Source organism: Vibrio profundi, assembly GCF_005281835.1.
Classification (GTDB): domain Bacteria; phylum Pseudomonadota; class Gammaproteobacteria; order Enterobacterales; family Vibrionaceae; genus Vibrio; species Vibrio profundi.
In genome coordinates, this window is the sequence record NZ_RZIS01000005.1 from 197589 (window position 1) to 221152 (window position 23564).

21 protein-coding genes and 1 riboswitch are annotated in these 23564 nt (G+C 43.3%); of the genes, 6 read left to right on the plus strand and 15 right to left on the minus strand.

What is annotated here, in order from left to right; all coding sequences use genetic code 11:
* Positions 1-3 precede the first annotated feature (3 nt).
* The 3 genes from ELZ11_RS14475 to ELZ11_RS14485 all read left to right on the plus strand — a co-directional run bounded on the left by ELZ11_RS14475 (position 4) and on the right by ELZ11_RS14485 (position 2682).
* Positions 4-498 (plus strand): chalcone isomerase family protein, encoded by a 495-nt coding sequence (locus ELZ11_RS14475; RefSeq protein ID WP_137358132.1) that lies wholly within the window; start codon positions 4-6, stop codon positions 496-498.
* Positions 495-1013, plus strand: coding sequence for a DUF3833 domain-containing protein (locus tag ELZ11_RS14480; RefSeq protein WP_137358133.1), 519 nt, complete (start codon positions 495-497; stop codon positions 1011-1013). Before ELZ11_RS14475 ends, ELZ11_RS14480 begins: the two co-directional genes overlap by 4 nt.
* 412 nt (positions 1014-1425) lie before the next feature.
* Complete coding sequence (locus ELZ11_RS14485; protein ID WP_137358134.1) at positions 1426-2682, plus strand: peptidoglycan DD-metalloendopeptidase family protein; 1257 nt, start codon at positions 1426-1428, stop codon at positions 2680-2682.
* A 312-nt stretch (positions 2683-2994) separates the two neighbouring features.
* Here ELZ11_RS14485 and ELZ11_RS14490 read toward each other — a convergent pair whose 3' ends face one another.
* The 6 genes from ELZ11_RS14490 to ELZ11_RS24020 all read right to left on the minus strand — a co-directional run bounded on the left by ELZ11_RS14490 (position 2995) and on the right by ELZ11_RS24020 (position 9604).
* Complete coding sequence (locus tag ELZ11_RS14490; protein ID WP_137358135.1) at positions 2995-3984, minus strand: porin; 990 nt, start codon at positions 3982-3984, stop codon at positions 2995-2997.
* A gap of 478 nt (positions 3985-4462) precedes the next feature.
* Positions 4463-5410: a LysR family transcriptional regulator gene (locus ELZ11_RS14495; RefSeq protein WP_137358136.1), complete on the minus strand. Its 948-nt coding sequence runs from the start codon at positions 5408-5410 to the stop codon at positions 4463-4465.
* A gap of 159 nt (positions 5411-5569) precedes the next feature.
* On the minus strand, positions 5570-6919 hold the full coding sequence (locus ELZ11_RS14500; RefSeq protein ID WP_137358137.1) for an MATE family efflux transporter: 1350 nt from the start codon (positions 6917-6919) through the stop codon (positions 5570-5572).
* A 267-nt stretch (positions 6920-7186) separates the two neighbouring features.
* Positions 7187-7531, minus strand: a complete 345-nt coding sequence (locus ELZ11_RS14505; protein WP_137358138.1) for a DUF3316 domain-containing protein — start codon at positions 7529-7531, stop codon at positions 7187-7189.
* A gap of 303 nt (positions 7532-7834) precedes the next feature.
* Entirely contained in the window at positions 7835-9307 is a 1473-nt protein-coding gene (locus tag ELZ11_RS14510) for a carboxypeptidase M32 (protein WP_137358139.1), read from the minus strand.
* 165 nt (positions 9308-9472) lie between these two features.
* Positions 9473-9604 carry a hypothetical protein gene (locus ELZ11_RS24020; protein WP_257619089.1) on the minus strand — a complete coding sequence of 44 codons (132 nt, stop codon included), beginning with the start codon at positions 9602-9604 and terminating at the stop codon, positions 9473-9475.
* Between the two features lie 172 nt (positions 9605-9776).
* On the opposite strand from ELZ11_RS24020, the gene ELZ11_RS14515 reads away from it, so the two are divergent.
* Positions 9777-10424, plus strand: coding sequence for a LysE family translocator (locus ELZ11_RS14515; protein WP_137358140.1), 648 nt, complete (start codon positions 9777-9779; stop codon positions 10422-10424).
* Positions 10425-10525: 101 nt separating this feature from the next.
* Here the strand turns inward: ELZ11_RS14515 and ELZ11_RS14520 are convergent, their stop codons facing one another.
* The 4 genes from ELZ11_RS14520 to ELZ11_RS14530 all read right to left on the minus strand — a co-directional run bounded on the left by ELZ11_RS14520 (position 10526) and on the right by ELZ11_RS14530 (position 16807).
* Positions 10526-12055 (minus strand): DUF3369 domain-containing protein, encoded by a 1530-nt coding sequence (locus ELZ11_RS14520; RefSeq protein WP_137358141.1) that lies wholly within the window; start codon positions 12053-12055, stop codon positions 10526-10528.
* Positions 12056-12218: 163 nt separating this feature from the next.
* Positions 12219-15041, minus strand: coding sequence for an ATP-binding protein (locus ELZ11_RS14525; RefSeq protein WP_137358142.1), 2823 nt, complete (start codon positions 15039-15041; stop codon positions 12219-12221).
* Positions 15042-15047: 6 nt separating this feature from the next.
* Positions 15048-15224, minus strand: coding sequence for a hypothetical protein (locus tag ELZ11_RS23840; RefSeq protein WP_167494698.1), 177 nt, complete (start codon positions 15222-15224; stop codon positions 15048-15050).
* A gap of 212 nt (positions 15225-15436) precedes the next feature.
* Entirely contained in the window at positions 15437-16807 is a 1371-nt protein-coding gene (locus tag ELZ11_RS14530; RefSeq protein WP_137358143.1) for an alanine/glycine:cation symporter family protein, read from the minus strand.
* 129 nt (positions 16808-16936) lie between these two features.
* A riboswitch (glycine riboswitch) is annotated at positions 16937-17070 on the minus strand.
* Positions 17071-17371: 301 nt separating this feature from the next.
* Between ELZ11_RS14530 and ELZ11_RS23845 the strand changes: the two genes are divergently transcribed.
* Together ELZ11_RS23845 and ELZ11_RS14535 are read left to right on the plus strand one after the other, a co-directional pair.
* Positions 17372-17530, plus strand: coding sequence for a hypothetical protein (locus ELZ11_RS23845; protein WP_167494699.1), 159 nt, complete (start codon positions 17372-17374; stop codon positions 17528-17530).
* Between the two features lie 45 nt (positions 17531-17575).
* Positions 17576-18310 carry a chromosome partitioning protein ParA gene (locus ELZ11_RS14535; protein WP_137358144.1) on the plus strand — a complete coding sequence of 245 codons (735 nt, stop codon included), beginning with the start codon at positions 17576-17578 and terminating at the stop codon, positions 18308-18310.
* Between the two features lie 74 nt (positions 18311-18384).
* Here ELZ11_RS14535 and ELZ11_RS14540 read toward each other — a convergent pair whose 3' ends face one another.
* From ELZ11_RS14540 to ELZ11_RS14560, 5 genes are all read right to left on the minus strand, one after another.
* Positions 18385-19521, minus strand: a complete 1137-nt coding sequence (locus tag ELZ11_RS14540; protein WP_137358145.1) for an ABC transporter permease — start codon at positions 19519-19521, stop codon at positions 18385-18387.
* The gene (locus ELZ11_RS14545) at positions 19518-20666 is read right to left on the minus strand and encodes an ABC transporter permease (RefSeq protein WP_137358146.1); all 1149 of its coding nucleotides are present in this window, start codon (positions 20664-20666) and stop codon (positions 19518-19520) included. Before ELZ11_RS14545 ends, ELZ11_RS14540 begins: the two co-directional genes overlap by 4 nt.
* Positions 20667-20675: 9 nt before the next feature.
* Positions 20676-21650 carry an HlyD family secretion protein gene (locus ELZ11_RS14550; protein WP_137358147.1) on the minus strand — a complete coding sequence of 325 codons (975 nt, stop codon included), beginning with the start codon at positions 21648-21650 and terminating at the stop codon, positions 20676-20678.
* Positions 21647-23089: a TolC family protein gene (locus ELZ11_RS14555; RefSeq protein ID WP_137358148.1), complete on the minus strand. Its 1443-nt coding sequence runs from the start codon at positions 23087-23089 to the stop codon at positions 21647-21649. Before ELZ11_RS14555 ends, ELZ11_RS14550 begins: the two co-directional genes overlap by 4 nt.
* A 168-nt stretch (positions 23090-23257) precedes the next feature.
* The gene (locus tag ELZ11_RS14560) at positions 23258-23485 is read right to left on the minus strand and encodes a hypothetical protein (RefSeq protein ID WP_137358149.1); all 228 of its coding nucleotides are present in this window, start codon (positions 23483-23485) and stop codon (positions 23258-23260) included.
* Positions 23486-23564: the final 79 nt, after the last annotated feature.

Sequence of the window (23564 nt, forward strand, 5' to 3'; positions counted from 1 at the left end):
AAGATGTCTAAATATCTATTACTAGTTTTCCTCGGGTTTTCTGTTAATGCTGCCCCTATTGCTCACCTAACCAAAACTGGGGAAGGGGAGATGAATTACCTATTTTGGAATCTGTATTTAGCTGAGCTCTATCAGCTACCACAGGGCAACGTGGGTGATTTTCAACGGAATACGGCACTCAAGATAACTTATTATAAATCGATCTCCAGCCAAGCTTTAATTGAAGCGACTTCTGAGCAATGGCAACAGTTAGGGTATAACCCAGAAAACATTCAGCGCTGGCTACAGCCATTGCAAAAAATATGGCCCGATGTGGAATCAGGCGATCAGTTAACACTTTTGGTGACATCAGAAGCGAATAGCGAGTTCTACTATGGTGATGCACTTATAGGGAAAATCAAAGACCCGACGTTTGGGCCGGCGTTTTTGTCTATTTGGTTGTCTGAACAGACGTCAGAACCAGCGCTTCGCAACCAACTTCTAGGGCTAAAACAATGAAAATTTTCGCGGCTTTAATATTGGTATTGCTAACGGCATGTGGTTCAGCAAGCCTTGAACAACATAAAGGAACTTTGCCTGAGTTAAAACTGGAAACATTTTTCAACGGCGAATTGGTTGCTTATGGAATGGTTTTAGATCGTTCTGGAAATCTACTTCGTCGTTTTGAAGTCGACCTTGTTGCTTCTTGGCAAGGAGATCGTGGAGAGATCTCAGAATGGTTTCGGTTTAATGATGGGGAGAAATCGACTCGAATCTGGGCGCTAGAAAAGACCGGAGATAACCAATACCAAGGTCAAGCGGCTGATGTCATCGGGGTTGCTAAAGGGCGTACTGAAGGCTCAGCGCTTTATTGGCAGTATGAGCTGGAAATCGACGTTGATGGAACCCTCTATAACGTTACATTGGATGACTGGATGTATTTGCTGGACGAGAAACGCTTATTCAATAAAACCGAGATGTCGAAGTTTGGCTTTAAAGTTGGTGAGATAATCCTCTACATCGAAAAGAAATAAGGTTCATTGCTTTTACGACATGTTCTAAAGGTCATGTAGAAGTTCAGTACAGGAAGGGGGCTTAGGCTGTTTACTCGCTGGAAGAGTCTGTACAGTGTATCAATGTATTGCATAGACATTGGCTTTAAACGTTGCAGTGCGGCTGAAAAATCACACCGTTTGTGGGTGCTGACATCACTATGGTTGAATCTTTATGGTGATGCTCCTAGACCAGCTATCGTATACAAACCTCTTATAGACGCGCGGCACAGTTGGCAAAGAGACATACTGATTTTATCGATTAATACCTGACATAACCTCCTGAGAAACCCTAGCTACACGCGTTATGTAACACCGCATATTAGTATTCACTAGAGATTTCGCTCTTAAATTGTTATGTTATAACATTACTCTTTAGTCTACATATGTGAACATGAAATCTTTTAGACCTATCGTATTTGTAATTGCAGTCCTCGCTTTTACGTTAGCTATCCTAATTCCAACTGAACAAGCCTCTGATTTGTCGGCCAACAAAATTGAGTTAGAGCATCCGCCAAAAAGTCACATTGTTTTAAAACCACTTCCATCTGAGCCTTTACCGCAACCGGAACCATTAGTTACCCGAGTTGACTACATCGTTAAAGTTGGTGACACGCTAAGCGGGATTTTTTCATCTTTGGGGCTCTCATATAAAGCCTTGAATGAAATCCTGGGTGCAGACCAGATACCACTGCAGTTAGATACACTTAAGCCTGGCGACCATCTTGAACTGATGGTAGATCGTGATAGAGAACTGTTGAGCCTGACTTTCCATATCAGCTTGGTCGAGAAAGCGATTTATACGAAAGAAAGCGATGAGAAGTTTCACTATGAATTCAAAGAAGAGCAAGGGGAGTGGCGAGAAGAATTGTACTCCGGCACTATCAATGGCAGTTTTTCGATGTCGGCACATCAGTTGGGCTTATCTTCGAAACAGATCGCTCAAATCACTCGAATCTTACGAGACAAACTCGACTTCTCGCGTTCACTTAGGGCTGGTGACCGTTTTGATGTATTGGTTAATCACCAATTTCTCGGTGAACACGCGACAGGGAACAGTGAAATTCAAGGGATTTCGTTTAAATTAGTGACAGGAGAAGTTGCGGCTTTCTTGGCTAGTGATGGTCGGTTTTATGATCGAGATGGCAATAGCCTAGAGCGAGCATTTAATCGGTATCCAGTCGACGAGAAATATCGCCGCATTACTTCTCCGTTTAATCCAAAGCGAAAACATCCAGTTACAGGGAGAGTGACACCACATAACGGTACGGACTTCGCTACCCCTGTTGGAGCAGCCGTCTATTCGACTGGAGATGGCAAGGTTATCGGGGTAAGAAACCACCCTTATGCGGGGAAATACTTAGTCATAGAGCATAACAGCGTTTATAAAACACGCTATTTGCACTTAGATCGGTTCTTAGTTAAGAAAGGGGATTACGTTAAACGTGGTCAGAAAATTGCGATTTCTGGTGCAACGGGTAGGTTAACAGGGCCGCACTTGCACTTTGAGGTGCTAGTTAGAAACAGAGCGGTGGATGCGATGAAAGCAGACCTACCCTTAGCCACATCGATTCCGGAAGAGGATAAAGCGTCGTTTCTTACTCGGATTATTGAGTTTGATAGCATGATTTCGGGGCAGACAAATGTGTAGAGCAGTTGCCCGATACAAATTTGTTATTAAAAAATAAATGCTTCGTTCTATTAGACGAATATCGAGTTGACCACGCAAGGGCTATATCCACAAATAACGGGGTTATATGTGCGGTTTATATATAAACCTTTAATGTTAACCTAATTTTAATTAATGAATCTTTGTATGTTTAGTGTATTTATGAGGTGCCCGATAAACCTTGTATCTCCATTGCTTTTATAACCAAAAATTCAAATGAAAAAAAGGCCTGTAGTACTCTTGCTACAGGCACGAAAAAATCGATTCAAAAGGCAGTAGAGTGGGTGATAACGTTTAGAACGCGTATCGTATCGCTAGAGCTAGAATATCTTCTTCTGAATCGATATCAGTGAATTTATATTCCGCCAGTGTTTTGAAATTATCGTTTAGATTATATTCAACACCTAAAGAGTAAGAATCGACAACATCTACCTCAGACTGTTTGTCCTGCTCAAGATTGTTGTAACCTGCGAGTACGAGTAGGTTGTCAGTAAATTTGTAAGTTGCAACGGCTTCGATACCTACGTAATCCGTACCACTTTCAGTACCATCTGCTTTAACAAAGTTCTCACCTGTACTGTAAAGAGCTGCAGCGTAGAACTTTTCAAATTGGTAAGACAATGCAGTTGTCAGTAACTTAGCGTCGTCACCACCAGTCGCGCCTTCACCTTCGTTATAGCCAGCAGCAAGTTTGAATCCCATAGGGAATGCGTAATCCGCCGCGATACCGTAAGAACGAGCGTCCGTACTGACTTCTTCATTTTCGGCTTGATAGTTCGCGTGTACATTCAATTCACTGAATTTACTTGTTACTTTTAATACGCTGTCAGAACGGCCTGTTCCGAATAGATCTGCGCTTACACCTGCGGCTTCATTTCCGAATTCTGGAAAAATATCTGTGTAATCAGACACTAAGGTAACTGCGCCAAATTGACGCCCGTAACTTACTGTGCCCATGTCAGAACCAAGCCCTACATAGGCTTTACGCACGTCTAGGTCATCATCCTCACGGCCTGCTTCATCGCGGTGTGTGTTTGATTTTAGTTGTAATTCGTAGAGGCCGAAGGCGTATACATCGTCATTGATTTTAGACTCACCATCCAGGCCAACACGAAGGTAACTGTTATCGCCGTCTATTTCTTTGTCGTCTGATACGTAGTACATACCTTGTACTCGACCGTGAACGTTTAGTGTATTTTCACCATCATTAAAGACTTCCGCTGCGTTAGTTGTATTGACTAGAAGTGCAGAGAATATAGATAGAGCAATTGTGCTTTTTTTCATTTTTATTACCACTGTGTGTTGTTGAGGTGGTAAATATACAAATTTACAATGTGTTGAAAAAGTTGCTAATTACCCATTTATAAATGTTGTTTTTGCACGAGTGTTATTTGTTCTAACTTATAACTTTATGTGGTGTAAAATTATACTAGGGTAGTTGTTGTAATAATTTTCTGACTTGCTTTTCTTAAAAAAATAGTTGGTCAAACTACGTTAGGTTTACATTTCGTTATTTACTCTGTATTGGTCAGATTGTTTTTTAGACAATGAAATATAGCAAAGGTATGCAGAGGTGACTCACCGTTCCCTATAAGATTTAAAAATAGAAATTAATTGTATGGGGAAGTTTACAATCAGAAAGTCTTTGTAGAAGAGAGCCAATGCCTTGAATGAATCGCTCACGAATCATTAAGGCAAGGACAAATTGTAGGGGAAATTCAATTTTTATGGTTAGGCTATTTAGCGGGTAGTTTTCCCCAAGTTACTGATACAAAGAAAAGAAATCATCAATATAGCTTTCCCATACTGGTGGGGTACCTATGACTTGTTGAACGGTATCAATAAAGAATTTAGTTAACGGTGGTTGGTTACGATGAGAGTAAACTGCATATACACCGCCATGGCTCAGTGGAAGCATATGATCGGTTAGCAGCGGTACTAGTCCCATTTCTTTGATGTTTTTTGTCAACATGAACATGGCAACTTGAGCCCAGCCCAAGCCCTGTTGAACGCCATCTAAAATTAGTTCTGCTTCATTGACTTTATAGCGCCCCGAAGTGGACAGCGTTTTAATCTCATTATCTGCAGGTGAGGTGGCTATGTTTAGTTTGTTGGTAGTAAACGCGCCATTTGAGTAGATCACCGAAGGTAGCGCCGCAAGTTGCTCTGGTGTTTCCGGGTACCCATGCTGACTGATAAAGTCTTCAGACGCTAAAAGTGCAAAGTGATTGTCTGCTAGTTTTCGTGCAATCAGATTTGAGTCCTTTGGCGGGCCGATACGAAACACGACATCGAAACGCTCGCCAATAATGTCCACTTTGCGATCATCAAGCACTAGCTCGACGCTTACTTGTGGATACTTTTGCATGAAAACATTAATCGCTTTTTGAATGTAGTAGCGACCAAACATGGTAGAGCTAGATATTCTTAGGTGACCTTTAGGCTCATGGTGAAACGTATCGGCCAAACGGCGAGTTTGATCCAATACGTCACGTACTTTTTCAGCTTGCTTTACGATTTCATAGCCTGCGGTCGTTAGAGATAAAGAACGAGTGGATCGATTCAGGAGTCTAAGCCCTAATGTGTCTTCGAGGTTCTTTATTTGCTTCGACAACACTGAGCGATCGATATTTCTCGCATCTGCGGCTTTCGCAAAAGATCCGTGCTCAGATACCTCTAATAGAAGCTCAAGTCTTGTCGCGATATCCATCTCATTTTCCTTTGCTAATCATATATACACTTGGTGTATCTTTTCTTGAATATAGCGCAGTATAACGAATGTCATGGTTTTGAATCGTGCATTTTTGGCATTAATGAATTGATGTAAATCACGCTTTAAATGTAATGCTCGAAGTCATATATAGAGCTTCTAATTTGACAGCTGTAGGACTAAAGCCCCCTTAGTAGCGCGCATGCACTTAAGATACATCTGCCATGCAACTACTCCTGTAAGTGTATTAGCGATAAAGATAGCCGCGAATACGGCTTCAATATTGCCCACTTGAGCTCCAATCCATACTGCTGGTAAATACAGCACGAACAACCGACAGATTGATAGCAATAATGCGATCTTGGGCTGACCTAAAGCGTTGGACACTGAGACAATGATCATGCACACGCCTAATGCACCATAGCAAAAGGGCACGAACTGCAAGAAGGTTAGAAGGGTGAATTGTACTTGAACATCGTTAGACATCAGAGTGCTTAAAGGGGTGGCTAACATCAGTGATGCGAGTGCGATAAGCATTTGGAACCCTAGAACAAAGACTATTGCACTTTTAACTAAGCGATCAACTTTCTCCAGTTCTTTAGCGCCGAGGAAATGACCAATCATAGGAGGCATGGACATGGTTAAAGATAAAATGACCAGCAAGCTAAACATCTCAAATCTAGAGATTAGTGCCCATGATGCAACCGCTTCGGTACCAAACTTCGCCATCAGCATGGTTGTAAGTACAGCAACGACAGGTGGTAACAGTTGGTTGAGTGTCGCTGGAAGCATAATTTTCATGAGTGATTGAAAACTGTTGCGCCATTGCGCCCATGCTTTAGGTATCTCAAACCAATTTTCATTGTTGGTACAGTAACCCAACCAAAATAAGCAAATAGCGAAAGAGATTAATGTTGCTAGGGCGGCACCAACCAAACCTAAATCAAACGTGAAGATGAAAATAGGATCGAGCACGATGTTAATCAAACTGGAAAAAATTAATGCCAAACCAGGGTGTTTGGTGTTGCCATTTGCTCTGAATACGCTTGAAAGAAAATACAGAGTAGCCCCAAACCAGTTGCTTACTAGCCACATTGGCCAATAACTGTTTGCCATTTCTGCGACAGGCTCTGAAATATCGAAAAGTCCGAGAAGCGGGAACCGAAAAATCCACAGCAATACGCTTATCAACGCCATGCTCACCATACCTAACAACAGGGTAATAGTGGCCGTTTGTTTGGCGTGACGGTGTTGCTTCGCACCCAAGTTACGGGAAATCAAAGCCGTGCAAGCGATACCAAGCCCAACTTGGATGCCAATTGTCACCATAGTAAAAGGGATGGTGACTGCTTGTGCGGCAAGTGGCACGACGCCAAGCTGGCTGATGAAGGCGCTGTCGATAAGCTGAAAACTCATGATTGCTATCATGCCGCCAATCATAGGAACAGTTTTTCTGGCGAGTTCTTTAGTGATCAGGCAAGAGGTGTATTGTTTTAAAAAATTTATCATAGGTATCACAAAGAAAGTCGTCAGTTACCAGCTCCCGTTAATAATGGGATAACGAAGCAGGCGGGAGAACGTTAGCAAAGGAAAATTAGCAAGGATTGTAGGTCATCGCAGAAATAGAAAAAACATACGATATGTCATTTCATTATTGCGATTTAGACAACAATGAGATTGGATTGCGTTCTTTTGGCGGTGTCGGGCGAAATCGAGGTGAAGAAACCATACTAAAAAGCCAACAAACTATTGTTGGCTTAGATTCAAATATTCAAATTAGTCGTTACGCTTAGTACGTTCAACGAAGTGGTAATCAACATTAACGACTGCGCGATAAGCGATCTCGCCACGTGTTTTTGCAAACTCTTCGATAGTCACCTGAGTGTTGTCTACAGTGATTTTTGAAATTGGATTCGCAGATACTGGCAGCAGTTGAAAATTAAGCTGTGCATTTGTCGCGTTAGCGAGTGAGTCTACGTAGTTAAAGCCCGCATCATAAGCTTCTGCTTTAGTAGCAAATGTGCCTGTTGTTTGGCTTGTGCTGTTATAGCTAGTTTGGTTACCAGCGAATGCTGTTGAACTGATTAGTAAAGTAGCGGCAAGGATAGTTAATTTTTTCATAATAATTCTCTCAAAATACGTTTAAAAATGAATGTAGTCAGAGGAATCAACACTCCCTCATCATTCGACGAAGAGATTATCAACAAAATAAATGTGACCGTCATCACGTATAATTTCAAAACATAATAGACTATTTAGCATCAATGGGTGCTTTTGCTCGTTGGCGAAAAGTGGTACTTGGTTGATATTGTTTGTCGAGCGAGAGTTGTGCTAGAGGTTAGGTGCTGGTGTGAAACGTTTGTGTTGTGATGGGTAAGAATTACCTCACTCCTAATCGAGATTAGAAGTGAGGCCGCTAGCTAATTAAAGATAACGTTCGATTAGGTGCTTTTTGAAGTGCTCTGGGTTTAAGATGTCACCGGTTGCTTGTTTCACTAATTCATCAGTGGTCAATAAGCTACCTTTGCTCCAAATTTTATCACCAAGCCAGTTAAAGATTGGCGTTAGATCACCAGATTCGATCGCGCTATCCACATCTACTGTTTGCTTCATTGCAGCCATGAATTGCGCGGCGTACATCGCGCCGAGTGTATAGCTAGGGAAGTAGCCAAATGCGCCGTCCGTCCAGTGGATGTCTTGCATACAACCATTCTTGAAATTACCTTCAGTCCGTAGGCCAAGATACTGCTGCATTTTTTGATTCCAAAGCTCTGGAACGTCAGTATGTTTGATTTTTCCATTGATCAAATCACGTTCAATTTCGTAACGTAAGATAACGTGAGCAGGGTAGGTTAACTCATCGGCATCTACGCGAATGAACCCTTTTTCAACGCGAGTATAGATCTTCTGGAAATTGTCTTTCTCGAACTCTGGGCCAGTAAATTGCTGTCCAGCGAGACGAGCAAGGTGGCCAATAAATGGGTCGCTGCGGCCAACCTGCATTTCAAAGAAAAGAGATTGAGACTCATGAATACCCATTGAGCGGGCTTCGCCAGCTGGTAAGCCAGCTAATGACTTAGGCAAACCTTGTTCGTAACGGGCATGGCCTGTTTCATGAACGATCCCCATTAAGGATTGAACGAACTCATTTTCATCGTAGCGAGTGGTAATACGAACGTCAGAAGGCACACCCCCACAGAATGGGTGAACACTTTCATCTAGGCGACCATGCTCAAAATCAAACTGAAGTAACTTCATGACTTCAAGGCCAAGCGCTTTTTGCTTGTCGGTAGAGTAGGTGCCTGATGGTGCCGTAAAGCTTTCGCTTGATTGTTTTTCAATCGCGCTATTGATGAGATCTGGTAGCCAAGTTTTTACATCAGAAAATAGAGTATCTAGTGAAGCTGAACTGGTACCTGGTTCATAGATATCCAGCATGGCATCGTAGGGTGTTAAATTAGCGGCCTCGGCACGAATCTGCGCTTCTTCTTTAGATAGCTCTACTACCTCACGCCAGTTTTTTTCGAAGCCTTGCCAATCGTCGTTTCCGCGTTGAGTACGCCAAGCATGCTCACACTTAGATCCTGCCAAAGATTTTGCTTGAACAAGCTTTTCAGGTAGTAGGTTAGATTGCTGCCACTGACGTTTTAACTCACGTAGGCTAGATTGTTCGTCAACGGTTAACGATTCGTTTTCTGCGCTATCGAACCATTCGGCTAACTGTGGCTGAGTCATCAAATTATGGATATGAACAGATAATTCTGCCATTGCTTCGCTTCGAGCTTGGTTACCGCCCGCTGGCATCATTGAAGCTTGGTCCCAACCACAAATGGAGCCTAAGTGTTTAAAGTGGGAACACTTTTGAGAATGTTCGACTAGTTTTTTGAATGCGCTCATGCGACTTCCCTGATCGTAAAAGGTTAAGTCTAACAACCGATTAATGATTCAACAAACGTCTAATGTTGTTGCATAGGGCAAATATCTGAAAGTGTTATCAGATATGGAGTTTTAGTCGCATAATATTGCTAATTCTAATATTTAAAGTAACCACTCATTACTGAGCTAAGAGACTTTTACTGGCCACCCGTAGCCTTGGTACTCAGTGGCGAGTTGTTTAGCCACTTCAGGGCTAACTTGAGCTGAAATCCAATTACCAATGCCCATAATCTTGTATTCGATAGTTATAAATTTCATGCTTTAAATACTCAGGTGTTATAAGAGATGCAGAATTTATATTTTTTACTATGTAAATAATTTAGTTTGAGGCTCAAATCCTTTCTCATTTTATGAGAAAGTAGCTAGAGTGCGGTGGCTCGCAATTTTTACGAGTTTTCGACGTTAATTATAAAAATGGAGTTAGGAAAATATGGACATCCTAAATTTTGAAGCGTTTCTGGTGGCGATTGTGATCCTCACCCTGACACCTGGGCTCGATACTGCCTTGGTTATTCGTAACACCACCAGAGCTGGCGTTAAGGATGGTTACGTTACAAGTATCGGAGTGTGTTTAGGGCTGTTCGTCCATGCGACTTTCTCGGCGATTGGTATTTCTGCGTTGTTACTTCAATCTGCAGAGCTATTTCAATTCGTCAAAATGATCGGTGCAGCTTATCTAATTTGGCTTGGCGCTTCGAGCTTGTATGGATTGCTGAAAGGCCAGCAAGGAATTCAGTTAGAAGGAACGGTAACTGCCCAGTTTGATTCTAAGCGTTCGTTGAGAGAAGGCTTTTTATCGAATGTATTGAACCCTAAAACCGCTGTTTTCTATTTGGCTTTTCTTCCTCAATTTATTGATCCGAACGGTTCGCCGTTTTGGCAATCGATGTTTATGGCGAGCGTTCATTTTATTATTGCGATGGTATGGCAGTGTGGTATTGCTGGGGCGATTAACTCGGCTAAACAGCTATTTAAGAATTCTTCAGTGGTAAGCTGGATGGAAGGGGTTACCGGTGCGGTACTGATTTCACTTGGTATTAAGTTGTTACTGGAAGAACCACCGACAAGCGCTGCTTAAGACGTTGCGAGTACTCAAATTTACCTGAGTAATTGAGGACAACGAGTGTAGACATGCTAAAGCCGTTAGTAATGAAATTGCTAACGGCTTTTTTATTTCGCTCAACTTTCTTGGCTGTAGGTTTGATTGATCTGCAAAGCAACGTCAATGTTATCTAATAAAGTATCAACAATGTGCGCATCGAGATGAGTACCACTCGATTCTTTCATCAATTTAATCACATCTTCTAAAGGCCAAGCTGGTTTGTAGCAACGTTCATGAGTGAGCGCATCGAACACATCAGCCACTGCGATAATCCGAGCTTCTAAGCTAATTTCGTCCCCTTTAAGCCCTTGCGGGTATCCGGAACCGTCGACTTTTTCATGATGCTCATGCGCAATGGTGGCTGCGGTTTGCAAAATTTGGCGCTTGGAACCGGCCAAAATATTGTGACCGATTTCGGAGTGCTGCTTCATTACTTCCCATTCTTCGGCGTCGAGCTTTCCGGGCTTCAATAATACGGAGTCGGGGGTAGCGATTTTACCAATGTCATGCATAGGTGCTGCTTGTCGGATCAACTCTGCTTGCTCTTCTGAGTGCCCCATTAGAATACAAAGTTGATAGCTCAGTTCAGAGATTCGACGAACGTGGTTACCAGCTTCATGCGAACGTGACTCTACCACGTCGCCCAAGCGATAAATGAGTTCGCCTTGCGTATCAATGATCTCTTGGCTGAGAAATAGATTCTCGAAAGCTAAGCTGACACTGTAAGAAAATATGGTTAGGAGTTGGCTTTCCAGTTCGGTGATCTTTCTTACACCTTTTAAATACAAAAGGCTAACCGCCCCAGAACTGGTAGAAAAGTACCCAACGAAGATATCGTCTTCGATAATACTGGTCTTGGCATCAATGGCCTTTTGTAAATAGCGTTTTATGCTCTCATCGACTTCAGTTTTATCGCCAGTATCGCCAATTTGGGCGAGTACGCGATAATCGTTGTGGGGCTCTTGAAGCGTGGTTAATCCACGTACACTGACCAACATGCTTTGATCATTCATACGCAGTAGAGAAAGCACTTGCTGCAAAATACCGTCAGAAAAAGCATTCAAGGTGTGTTTTTGGAAAATGATGGATGTTGATTGAATAACCCGTTCTAACCCTTGGCGGTAGTTTTTCTCGATTTCACGGCTACTTTCAATGTTCATGATATCGCGATAAGAGCGGATTGCTGAATAAACGGTAGTGAACAATTTCTGGCTATTTAGTTCGGTTTTTTCTTTGTAGTCGTTGATGTCGTATTGGGTAATTACATCTTGTTCTGGGGCTTGCCCTGGCTGACCAGTTCTCAAGACGATACGCGAGTAGTGATTCCCCAGATCTTGCCTTACCCAGCGTGCGACCTCTAACCCTGCGTCATCGGTTTCCATTACGACATCAAGAAAAATCAGGGCGATATCTGGAATGGTGGAGAGTTTTTCTTTCGCTTCTGCACCCGAATGGGCATGAATAAATTCTAGCGAACGGTCATCGAGTTTGAAGCGCTTGAGTACGAGTACTGTGACTTGATGGACATCGGGTTCATCGTCAACGATCAGGATCTTCCAAGGTGGTGGCGCAGCTTCGTCTAATTCCCGAAGAAGTTTTAGCGGCATTAGAGTATCTCCCTATCGAAAAATTGGATCCTTAGCGACTGACGATTTTCATAGTTGTATATAGGGTATAGGTTCAAATGCTCAGCTATACAAGTTATTGCACATTCTGATTATGTGGACCTTAAAGGTTCACAAGTGCCTAATTAAGCCTGAACATTTGGTACTATGCTTCTTTCGGCTTGCTAGGGAAGGCGATGGTATACGTGAGCCCTTGCCCAACGGCGGTATCAATTTTTATCGTCCCCGCTAGGTTTTGCGTGACCAAATTATGAATAAGGTGCGCGCCTAAACCGCTCCCGCCTAGGTTTCGTTTGGTTGTATAAAAAGGGTCGAAAATGCACTTCGCACTCTCTTCATCCAATCCAACGCCGTCATCTTTATAAGTGATGATGATAGAGCCTCTATGTGATTCGACTTTGATGAGCATCTTTCCCTTCTGCTCGGGTTCAAATGCATGAATAAGGCTATTCATGATCAAGTTCGTTAGTATTTGAGAAAGCGATCCTGCATAACAGGTACAAGTCAGAGAGTCGTCACACTCAATTTCCACCTGATGCTGAACCCGTTTGAGCTCAGGGCGAAGTGATAACAGAATTTCATCAAGATATTCGCGAATATTGATTTGACGGAGGTCGTCAGATGTTTGATCGACGGCGATACGTTTGAAACTGCGAATCAAGCTAGAGGCTCGCTCATTATTTTTAAGTATGATTTGCGAAGACTCGTCACACAGGTCGAAAAACTCTTCTAAATCTTTTTCGCTTAATTTTTCAGTGTCATAAGCGTCACGCACGAACTTCACCTCATCTTTGAGGTTAGAGACAGCTGTCACACATACACCAATAGGTGTATTGATTTCATGCGCAACACCTGCGACGAGCTTACTTAATGAAGCTTGCTTCTCGGTTTCGATGAGTTGGTGCTGAGCGTTTTTAAGTTGCTCCATGGTTTCTTGAAGCTCTTGAGTACGGTTGTCGACTAAACCTTCTAATTGCTCACTGTATTGCTGCGCAAGGTTTTCTTTCTCTTTGGCGTAGTTAAGTTGTTTACGAAGTTGAGTAGGGCTAATTTTGAGTTGGCTGAGAATTTGACTATAGCTTTGTTCAAGCGCTTGCGTCTCCTCCTGAGTAAACAGCCCTGAATCCATGATGAGTACATGGGCCATTGCTGCTCCAGTCGCACCACTTAAACGCCTTTCCGCTGCTTTTTCGAGGTTGGCTAATTCTTGCGTATTGATATGTTCACGATCGGCAAGGTTGGTTTCTTTTAAGCATAAGTCGACTTTATCTTCGGTTTCTTTGGCGGAGAAATACGAATTAAAGAGGTCATGTAAGATTGGCAGTTTACTCGCAAGAACAATGTTACAAGGTAAGTCTAGTGAGCCTTCGTAATCTGATGAGGAGCTTTGAGTCATGATATCGATGAACTCAGCGTTATAGCGTGACTCGTTATCCGACTCTTTGGAAAATAAGCTACCTAAAACGATGCCAGATAAGTTCGCGATTAAAGACCAAAAAGCACCGTGGCTGACTTTATCCATGTTTGAGCCAAATAAGCGTTCAGGGTGTAACCACTCGATGGCCCAAGGTCCTGCAATTAGAATGCTGTCGTCAATCCAGCCACTTTTCATGATGGCAGGTAAGAATAAACAGTAAGCCCAAATAAAGAAGCCAAAGGAGATGCCTAAAATAGCGCCGCGTGCCGTTACGTTTTTCCAATACAAGCCTAAGACTACCAAAGGTAAAAACTGCAATACGGCGCAGAACGAAATCATCCCCATATTGACGAGCATATAGGAGTCGCCCAAAAACATGTAGAACGCTTGCCCCGCACCAAACACCAAGAAAATTGCAAGCCAGCGTATTTGTAGTAGGTGTTGACCAAAATTCTTATCAGGAATCACTTTCCTTAATACAGGCAGCGCTAAATGGTTACTGAACATCGTGGCGAGAGTCATCCCAGATACCATTAACATCGCCATCGAAGCAGAAAATCCTCCAATGAATACAAGCAATGTTAGTGAAAATTGTTCGGCACTTAGCGGCAACGTAAGCATGTAGGTGTCCGGTTTATCGGGGCCCATCACTAACACGCCAGCTGCAGAAATAGGCATAACAAACACCGTCATTAAAATGAGGTAAATGGGCAGTTGCCACTGAGCTTTTTTGATGTAGCTGGTTTGCGGGTTTTCAACTACCATCACGTGGAATTGACGAGGCAACATAAAAAAGGCAGAACCAGCTAGCAGTAGGAAGCTCACCCAAGTCATGACGTTTGGTGTTTTCGCCATTGTTTTGGCTGTATCAGGGAGTTTTTCAGTTAGTTCTTGCAATATGGCTTGCGGGCTATCGAACATAAAAAAGCATACGAAAATTCCCACACATAACATCGCCACTAACTTCACTACGCCTTCAACTGCGAGAGCGAGCATCATGCCAGGGTGGCGCTCAGTGGGATCAATATGCCGAATACCAAATGCAATGGTGAACATCGCAACACCAAACCAAATAACCCACGTGACCATATCGTTGGACGACTCGGCGCTCATGACCACTGCGAATGAATTGTTAATGGCTTTAAGCTGCAAGGCCAAATATGGAACGATGCCGATCATCGCCACAACGGAAGTGATGCCTGCTAAGTAAAGGCTTCGGTTATATCGTGCAGAAAGAAAATCAGCGATGCTGTTTACGTGATAGGTTTGCTTAACCAACAAGATCCGTTTCATCAACGGCCATAATACAAGCATCAATAATGTTGGCCCTAAGTAGATGGTGTAAACCAGTACGCCCGCCCGAGAAGCCAGCCCAACACTTCCATAAAATGTCCAACTCGTACAAAACACCGCCAGTGACAGAACGTACACCATTGAACTGGAGGAGATCTTTTTTGCCGTCGGGCTTTTGGATTCCGCCCAATTCGCAATGAAAAATAGCATCCCGATATAGGCGAGAATGAGGATGATGAGTGTGGTGGCACTGATCATGTGTGGTTACCGCGCCAGTATGACCAAGGCAATAATGACAACTAGCCAGATGGACAAAATCGTAAATGTGATCGTTGTAACCGTAAAGCTGGTGGCCATTACGGTAGGCCAAGACATCAATATAAAGGCAAGGAACAGCAAGAGCAGTCGAAGAGAAGTGTGCTCATGATTATTACTCGGCATGTCGTAATATCCTTGTAGCGGGGTCAAGTATTAGCATAGGACATTATTGATGGTTTTTTTATCTTTGGGACTCTAGGGCAGGCCAAAACGAAAATGCCCTCAGTTAAAAACTAAGGGCATGAATTGAAGATATTAAGTGAACTGAGCTTGATTCGCTAAGCAGTTAGCGCCTGTTCAAACGAAAACAGCTGAATATTCACGTTCACAGACTATTAAGCACTAACCGTGTCTTTCGAAGTGGTTTGAGTGGCGCTATTAAAGAAAAGCTTAGTTTCTTCAATAACGACGTGTCGCAACAAGATCAAACCGATGAGGTTAGGGAAAGCCATTAAGCCATTCACGATATCGGCAATTAGCCAAATCATGTCGAGTTTAAGGAAAGCGCCTGATGAAACCAACACTAAGAAAACGATTTTGTACGGCAGCACACCTTTTGTTCCAAATAGGAATACTACGCAGCGTTCGCCGTAATAGTTCCAGCCTAAAATCGTGGTAAATGCGAAGAAGATAAGCCCGATAGAAACGAGCATAGGGCCAAGCGTATCGGCATTTAGTCCAACTGCGAATGCGTGAGTCGTCATCGCTGCGCCCGCTAAATCGGTTTGCCATGCACCCGTTAGGATTAAGGCCAGACCCGTCATCGTACAAATGATGATGGTGTCAAAGAACGTGCCCGTCATCGAAACCAGACCTTGTTTAACGCACGAGTCCGTTTTTGCCGCGGCGGCTGCCATAGGCGCACTGCCTAAGCCAGACTCGTTAGAGAATACACCTCGGGCGATACCTGATTGGATCGCTAGCATCATGCTTGCACCTAAGAAGCCACCAGAAGCAGCAGTATTGGTGAAGGCTGAACTGATCACCAGTTCCAGCGCATTTACGAGTTGGTCTGCATTACTAATCAGCACACTTAAACAAGCAACAACATAGAATAAAGCCATGGTAGGGACGACTTTACCCGCAACTTTCGCGATAGATTGAATTCCACCTAAGGTCACGAAAGCGACTAAAGCTGTGAGTACTACTGCTGAGATCTCACGAGATACGCCGAACGAAATTTCGGTTGCATCAATGATGGCATTAACTTGCGGGAAGGTTCCGATACCAAAGCAAGCCACACCAAGTGCGAAGACAGCAAACACGACCGCGAGTACCTTGGAACCAACGCCATATTGCAGGTAGTACATCGGCCCACCTACCATTTGGCCATTGCTGTCGAGCTTTCGATACTTTACGGCAAGTAAGCATTCTGCGTATTTGGTTGCCATGCCAAACACGGCCGCTAACCACATCCAAAATAACGCACCTGGGCCACCCAGCTTTATAGCGGTTGCAACACCAACGATATTACCTGTACCGATAGTTGCAGATAGGGCTGTACACAACGCAGCAAAGCTCGACACATCACCTGCGCCTGACTTGTCTTTGCGAAATACCATTTTTAGTGCTGTCGGTAGGTGTCTAAACTGAGGTAGGCCTAAGCGAAAAGTGAAGTAGATACCTGTACCGACGAGTAAAATTAGGAGTGGTGGTCCCCAAACTAGGCTGTCGATGGCTTGTAATGTGGTGTATAGGTCAAACATTGATTTCCCCTTAATAAATAAAAAATTTAAGGAGAAGAGTGAAAGGGCAGTGCGATCATAAGATCGATAGCACTACTTAATACATACGGATTTCTAGATAGAACTCTTTTGGTAATTAAGGTTGTAGCTTTTCACTCCTCTGTCCTTTTGCCTGAGAGTTTCACTTAGCGGTTTGCGTATAGGTACGTAAAATTGACTAAGCTTGCTCCTTCGGCGGCCGCTTTCTACAACAAAGTAGTACGGCTCTCTCCAGAGGTTCCTCCAACAACAGTCCTCGCTTTTCTGATTTTCATCAGCATAAAGCACCTGAAAGATTTACTTCTTCGGCGGGTCAATCTAACCAAATGCTAATATTTGGTTAAAAACCACTCTCCTGCAGTCTTCATCGGAACAATTATCTAATTTATAGATAATCTGTATGTGTATCCTATAGAAATGAAAATGTGATGTCAGCCCCAAAAAAACTGTTTGTGTAAATCTTGTTCATGTAAACGATTAAACAACCAAACTCTGACGTAAATAACCGATTTAAATGGTATAAAATAGGAGTAACAAGGAGGATTTATGACTCGATTGATAGCAATTGTCTTTTTGATTGCGCTGGCTTTTTTTCTTTTTCGCTATAGGACTAATGAAAAAGTTCAAAAAGGGGTAGTGATTGCAGTAGTGGGGAGCTTTTTAGTTTATACCGCTAGCTTAATGATCTCTGAACTATCTCGGTAGCCTTTTGAATAAACCTAACTACATATTTGATGGGAGTTTCTTACAGTGAACCAAAACCCAGAACAGAGCGAGCAAGATGAAGTTGTCGTGATTGAAGAACGCGATAAGCGAAGTCAGCTTTACATTGGTATCGCCGCCGTAATCGGATTGGCGTTAGGTGGTTTGGTCGGCTCTACCGTAACTGCGAGCAAGTGGGAATCGTCTTACAATGTACTGGAACAGCGTTACCAAGAACTGAGTGATAGCAAAAAGCAATTGGTTACGCGTGTAGAAGAGAAGGTTGCCAAAGTCGATACCGAAATCGACGCTAAAATTGAAGAGGCTTTGAATAAACAGGCGGAAGTTCATAAACAAGAACTCGACGCGCTGCAAGATGCCTCAATAGAACTTGAGAAAGCGAATTTGTCACTTGAACATCAGTTGAGTGAACAAAAGAAAGTGCTCACTGAATCTCAACAAACTAACACTAAGTTGAATCGCCAGGCAGACATGCAAGCGACAATGTTTGAACGTTCTAGAGAGCTTTTCCGTAAAGAACTAGAGATTTCTCAAGCGCTAGAGAAATTAGAACAAGAACGTGACTCAATTTTGCCAAACTTAGAACCATTGAAAAAAGAGTGTGATGTGTTCTTAGAAGGCACGTCATGGGATGCGAAGTCAGACGCGTGTGACAAACATGATGCGGCTAATTCTCGACTCAGCGATATTCGACAAATGATTGCCGTTCATCGTATGGATCTAAAACAGATTAAAGCCTTGATCGAAGATATGGGGCTGTAGTTGATTCCATTCTCTTTGTAACGACGTTGTTCGTGTTTGAGAAAAAAGGCTCCTATTGGGAGCCTTTGTTGTATCTAATCGATGCGTTTTCTAAATACTAGCCAACAAACTCCGCTCCACAGCAAAACTTGCCCCCACATTAGACTCCATTTATCTGCTATATCTGCCCAGCCAGCCCCCATTTGATTGGTTGCAAGGAAAGCTTGAATAGCCGGTGTACTTGGAAAGAGCTTAGAAAGCATCACTAGAGGTTCAGGAATCATTTGTACTGGCCAAATAAATCCCGCTGAAAAGATCAGTGGCATTGAGCTGATCAGTACCACGACGGTGACTAGTTCTCTTCTCGGTAGAACTTGGCCCAATACAGCGCCGATCAACCCGCTTGTTAAAAGAAATGGCAACAGTAAGGTCAGTAAAGTACTGATGGATGCAAGGCGATTGATATCATGCATTTCAAAACTCGCACCGAAATAATACATCGACAACAAGTAATAAATCGCAATGAGAACGGAGAGCCTAACTAATAGCAGAGTCAAGGTTGGCGTATGCTCCCAATAGCCAGATGATTGTTTTTGCGTACCCCCAATCAGGCCTGCTGCCATAACGAGAGTTTGCTGCAAAATTAAAACAAAAACCGCTGGTACGACATAATCGACGTAGCCCATTCTGCTATTGAATGTCGGTTTCATGTTGGCAGTAAATGCGCTGTATTGGTTCGATGCCAAAGACAGTGGGCTGCCTTCCGTAAGTAAGTGCGTGATCTTAGCTTGTGCTGCGAGAGTTCCTCCAGCTTTTGCTAGCCCTTCAACAACTGTTCCGTAGACCAGAAAATAAGAGGCATCACCCGCATACGATAAGGTTGGGCTTTTCCCCAATAACAAATCTTTATAGAAATGTTCAGGTATGACCAAAAAGCCCCCGATGGTTTGCTTCAATAACGCATCTTTAGCTACTGCGATACTGTGATCTCGTTGAATCACACGTACTTGCGGTGTTGCATCCACCATTCGCTCTAGTTGATAGCTAGTTTTACTGTTATCTAAATTGACGATAGAGATAGGTAGCTCTTGCGAAACCTGATTAGCATAGGGTAATGGATAAAGGAACGAATAAAACAGCACGCCGCCAAACACAGTTAGGTTAACAACGGGGTTGGTAAGAACGGCAAGTAACTCGTGCTTGATCAAAGAAAGTAGCGAAGGAGTTTTCATATTTGCCCTCCTTGTTCAATTCGTAAGTGTTTCCGGGTTAAAAGCAGCACGACAAATACGGGAAACAGGTAGCCCAGCATAGGAATCATATGGTGCAGTGAATGAATAGCAGTTACGCCGTAACTTGATTGTTCGACCTGCACTTCAATGTAATGACTAATGGGCAGTAAACTTCGCCACATTTGAGCCAGTTCATTCATTTGGCTAACAGGGAAAGTGATCCCCATAAATGCGAAGCTAGGTGCGGTGAATGCTCCTGCGAAACTCATTGCTCTAGCTGGGTCTAAAGTAAGGAAAAAGAACAAGCTTCCCATAATGACACACGCGATAGCCGTAATAATTTGAGCTATGATCAACACCGTAAAACTACCATTCATTGGCCATTGCAGTGCGAGATAAAACCAAAGTAAAAAACTGGTACCTAACAGGCTAAACAGGCCGATATAGGGAAGCATTGTGCGACAAAGTGAAGTGAGAGGCTTGTGACCAAGCCAAAGGCTTAGGCCTAGTGATTTATGGTTGGCATTGAGCACTAGAATGGTGCTGACTACCATCATTATTTGCCAAAGTGCAGGGACGACTGCTGAAATTAAAAATTGAGCGTAATTGGTGTTCTTATTGAATAAAGGGGTAATTTGGCTTTGAACCGTCACTGCTTGCCCAAGTGCAGAAAGAGTTGTGGTATCACCATGGCTTAGCACTTTCATGACTTCTAACTCAGCGGCAAAGGTGCCTTGAACTTGAAGTACGGCTGAGTGGAAAAGCTTACCGATTAAAATAAATTGGCTGTTGTAAAAAGCGGACACCTGAGGGTTAAGCTTTTGATAGATAGCTTTATCAAACCCTGTAGGGATAATAACGTAACCGTAGATATCTTGTTTGATCATGGCACGCTTTGCTTCGCTGACATCACTGAATGTATTGACTACCGCAAGGGTGGGTGAGGCATCTAAGTTTTGCGTCAGTGTCCGAGAAAGCTGACTATGTTGTAGGTCTACCACGCCAATCGGTAGATCGCGCGCAATGCCTTGCGAAAAAATCCACCATATCGATAGTGCAAATATGACTGGCAACCAAGTGAGGCAAGACAATAACCACTTGTCATGCTTTATAAGTTGCCATTGTTGTTTATAGATTGAACTCATTAATGTGTCCTATAGTTCAACCACTAAACTCATGCCCATACGTAGCTTGTCAGTTTGTTGAGTTGGACGTGCTTCTACTTCAAATGTGCGTAAATCAAAGCCTTGAGCCGCATCGGTTGAACGCCACGTTGCAAAGTCTCCCATGACCGCAATATGGCTGACTTTGAATTCAACGCTTTTGTCTAATGCTGGAACGTAGGCTTTAAATACACTGCCTTTTTCAAAGTGGCTAAGCAGGTCTTCACGTACATTTAGAATCGCCCATGAGTCTTTGGTATCAACGACCGTAACAACAGGGAAGCCTTGTGGAGCAAGTTCGCCGCTGTTCAGTAAAACTTGTGCAACTTCTCCGTTAAACCAACTCTCGATTTGAGTATCTGCTGCATAAGCTTCCACTTCTGCTACAGCGCCTGCAGCCATTCTAGCTTTTTGGGCAGCTGCGAGTTTAGTTTCATCTCTTACGCCTTCTTTAGCCATTTGGTACATTTGAAATGCAGCGCTTTCTGTATATTTGGCCGCTTGCCACTGCGTGTTCGCTTCGTCGCGTTTCTGCTCGGCAACAACACCATCGTTGTAAAGGTTGTTCACACGTTTATACGTCTTTTCCATTAGATCAGCAGCAGCTTTTGCTTTTTGCCATTGGTCTTTGGCTGCTTGAATTTGCTGTACGCGTGCGCCTTTTTCGGCCTCTTGAGCTAATGCTCCAGCGGCAACTTGCCCAGCCATCGCTTGCTCTAACTTAGCGTCGATCTCTGGGCTATGTAGAGTGAAAATCAAATCACCTTTTTCAATCGTATCGCCTTTGCGGACCAATACTTGGTCAATTCGGCCCGGCACCTTGGATGAAATGCTGTACTGCTGTGCTTCAATTTGGCCTTGTAGCTTGATTGGTTGAGGTTGATAAGCTTGGTAAAAGCTGTAGCCCACCCAACCAATTGCGCTTATGGCTAAAGTCGAAAGTAAAATTGGTTTGATGGATTTCATGATGGATCCTTTTGCTGGTGTTGAACTGGCAGATTTTGAGCTGTGATGGCGTTGTTTTTGTAGCTTGGAAATGTGTCCATCTCGCTGCTTAGCGCTAGCAACTTGTTCAGTGAAATTAGATATTGGAAACGAGCGACTGACTGTTGGGTTTTGATACTCGCAAGATACAGTTCAGCGTCGACGACTTCTAACGAGTTTGATAAACCTTGGTTAAACGCCTTTTTACGAAGCGATAAGTTTTCTTGTGCCAGAGAAATACTGGAATCGAGACCGATCACTTCTTCCACAGATTGTTGGGCTTCTAAATAAGTTTTCTGTACTAAGACAGTAAGATCTTGTTTTGCTTGAGCCTTAAGGAATTGAACCTGTGAGACTGCGCTGTGCGCTGCAGATACTTTTTCCGATCTGCCTGATGTATCGACAAGCGGAATATTGACACCGATTCCTACTAGCCAATCTGGTTTCATTTGGCTCGCCAACGAATCGTCTTCATGTAGGCTGTAGTCGCCGTATAAATACACCTCTGGGTAGTATTTGCCTTTTTCCGCCTTTATCAGGCTACTTGCTTGCTTTTCCTTTGCGGTAAGCAGATCTAACCCTGGGTAGGTTGAGAGTGTTTGATCAATAAACGTCTGCATTTGTGGCAGGTTTTGATTAATAAACAAATGCTCTGATGGTTCAACACTGCTCGACTGACCCAAAATCTCGCTCAGGGCGAGTTGCGCGATATTGAGGTCGCGTTGTGCTTTGTTGCGCTCTACGCGCGCTTTATCTAAAGAGGCTTCAGCCTGTAGTCTTTCTACTTTTGCAATCTGCCCTTGTTGCTCAAGCTTTAAGGAAAAGTCGCGATGCTGAGTCAAGCCAGCTTCAACCGCTTGGCGAGTTTCTAATACGTCTTTAGCAAGTAATACCGAAAAGTAGTATTTGCTGAGGTCTTCATAGCGAGCTTGTCTTTCCATCGCAAATTGGCTTTTCGCTTCCTCGGTTTTCCCTTCAGCAGCAGTTTGTGCCGCGGTGATGCGTCCACCAGTAAATATTGGCCAAATTGCTCGAATTGAAGAAGAGAACACATCGCGCTCTGTGATGGTTGAGGTCGTAGAAAGCAATCCATCAACGATGCCCGCAAAGGCTGGTGGAACAGTAATCGAACTGCCAGTGCTTTCTACAAGCTGCTCTCCGCTAACTGTTACATCAGTATCTAAACGTGTGTAATTAGCTCCAATGGTTACCGCCGGTAAATTAAGACTGCTAGTGGCACTTTGTAAGTGTTGGTAGCGGTCCAGATTGGCTTGTTGAGCGGCCAATGAATTGTTGTTTTCTTGTAGTAGCTGCCACGCATCGTTAAATGAGATTGGCGCAGCAACACTAGAAAAGGCGCTGAAACCAGCAACTAGGCAAACCGCTATGTGTTTTGAGACAGTCGATCTTGAAAATTTCATGAGCACATAATTAACATTAGAGTATTAACTCTAATGTTAACGCATGCGAATACCCTTGTCTTTAATAGATTAGTGTTTGTTCAAAAATAAGACAGGTTGGAATGGTATCGAAGAAGTGTGAGCAAAATAAAAAGAGCGCCGAGGCGCTCTTTTATCAGTTAACTCTGTTTACTTTAGGCTAGGGCAATGATGGTCTGCACGCCAAACCAATTGACGAGAGCCTTGCATCGTTTGAAGTAAGTCCCTGCCAGACATTTGTGGAAAGGCGAGTAGCACTTTCAAGTCTGGTGTAGAGGCTTCACTTTTCTCGTATGCCCGAACATGAGTAAAGGTGGAGTGTAAGTTGTCAAACAGCATGGCCTTAGAAAGGCAGATTCCGAAAGCGTCGCGTTCCATTGTTGGTTTCCTTATTAACAATGTTAATACGTAAATTGAAGCAATTTGGTACGGAAACTTAGCTATGTATCATTACAAG

Coding starts and splice junctions, on each gene's coding strand:
- ELZ11_RS14475 (WP_137358132.1), top strand. CDS start 4: ATGTCTAAATATCTATTACTAGTTTTCCTCGGGTTTTCTGTTAATGCT.
- ELZ11_RS14480 (WP_137358133.1), top strand. CDS start 495: ATGAAAATTTTCGCGGCTTTAATATTGGTATTGCTAACGGCATGTGGT.
- ELZ11_RS14485 (WP_137358134.1), top strand. CDS start 1,426: ATGAAATCTTTTAGACCTATCGTATTTGTAATTGCAGTCCTCGCTTTT.
- ELZ11_RS14490 (WP_137358135.1), bottom strand. CDS start 3,984: ATGAAAAAAAGCACAATTGCTCTATCTATATTCTCTGCACTTCTAGTC.
- ELZ11_RS14495 (WP_137358136.1), bottom strand. CDS start 5,410: ATGGATATCGCGACAAGACTTGAGCTTCTATTAGAGGTATCTGAGCAC.
- ELZ11_RS14500 (WP_137358137.1), bottom strand. CDS start 6,919: ATGATAAATTTTTTAAAACAATACACCTCTTGCCTGATCACTAAAGAA.
- ELZ11_RS14505 (WP_137358138.1), bottom strand. CDS start 7,531: ATGAAAAAATTAACTATCCTTGCCGCTACTTTACTAATCAGTTCAACA.
- ELZ11_RS14510 (WP_137358139.1), bottom strand. CDS start 9,307: ATGAGCGCATTCAAAAAACTAGTCGAACATTCTCAAAAGTGTTCCCAC.
- ELZ11_RS24020 (WP_257619089.1), bottom strand. CDS start 9,604: ATGAAATTTATAACTATCGAATACAAGATTATGGGCATTGGTAATTGG.
- ELZ11_RS14515 (WP_137358140.1), top strand. CDS start 9,777: ATGGACATCCTAAATTTTGAAGCGTTTCTGGTGGCGATTGTGATCCTC.
- ELZ11_RS14520 (WP_137358141.1), bottom strand. CDS start 12,055: ATGCCGCTAAAACTTCTTCGGGAATTAGACGAAGCTGCGCCACCACCT.
- ELZ11_RS14525 (WP_137358142.1), bottom strand. CDS start 15,041: ATGATCAGTGCCACCACACTCATCATCCTCATTCTCGCCTATATCGGG.
- ELZ11_RS23840 (WP_167494698.1), bottom strand. CDS start 15,224: ATGCCGAGTAATAATCATGAGCACACTTCTCTTCGACTGCTCTTGCTG.
- ELZ11_RS14530 (WP_137358143.1), bottom strand. CDS start 16,807: ATGTTTGACCTATACACCACATTACAAGCCATCGACAGCCTAGTTTGG.
- ELZ11_RS23845 (WP_167494699.1), top strand. CDS start 17,372: ATGACTCGATTGATAGCAATTGTCTTTTTGATTGCGCTGGCTTTTTTT.
- ELZ11_RS14540 (WP_137358145.1), bottom strand. CDS start 19,521: ATGAAAACTCCTTCGCTACTTTCTTTGATCAAGCACGAGTTACTTGCC.
- ELZ11_RS14545 (WP_137358146.1), bottom strand. CDS start 20,666: ATGAGTTCAATCTATAAACAACAATGGCAACTTATAAAGCATGACAAG.
- ELZ11_RS14550 (WP_137358147.1), bottom strand. CDS start 21,650: ATGAAATCCATCAAACCAATTTTACTTTCGACTTTAGCCATAAGCGCA.
- ELZ11_RS14555 (WP_137358148.1), bottom strand. CDS start 23,089: ATGAAATTTTCAAGATCGACTGTCTCAAAACACATAGCGGTTTGCCTA.
- ELZ11_RS14560 (WP_137358149.1), bottom strand. CDS start 23,485: ATGGAACGCGACGCTTTCGGAATCTGCCTTTCTAAGGCCATGCTGTTT.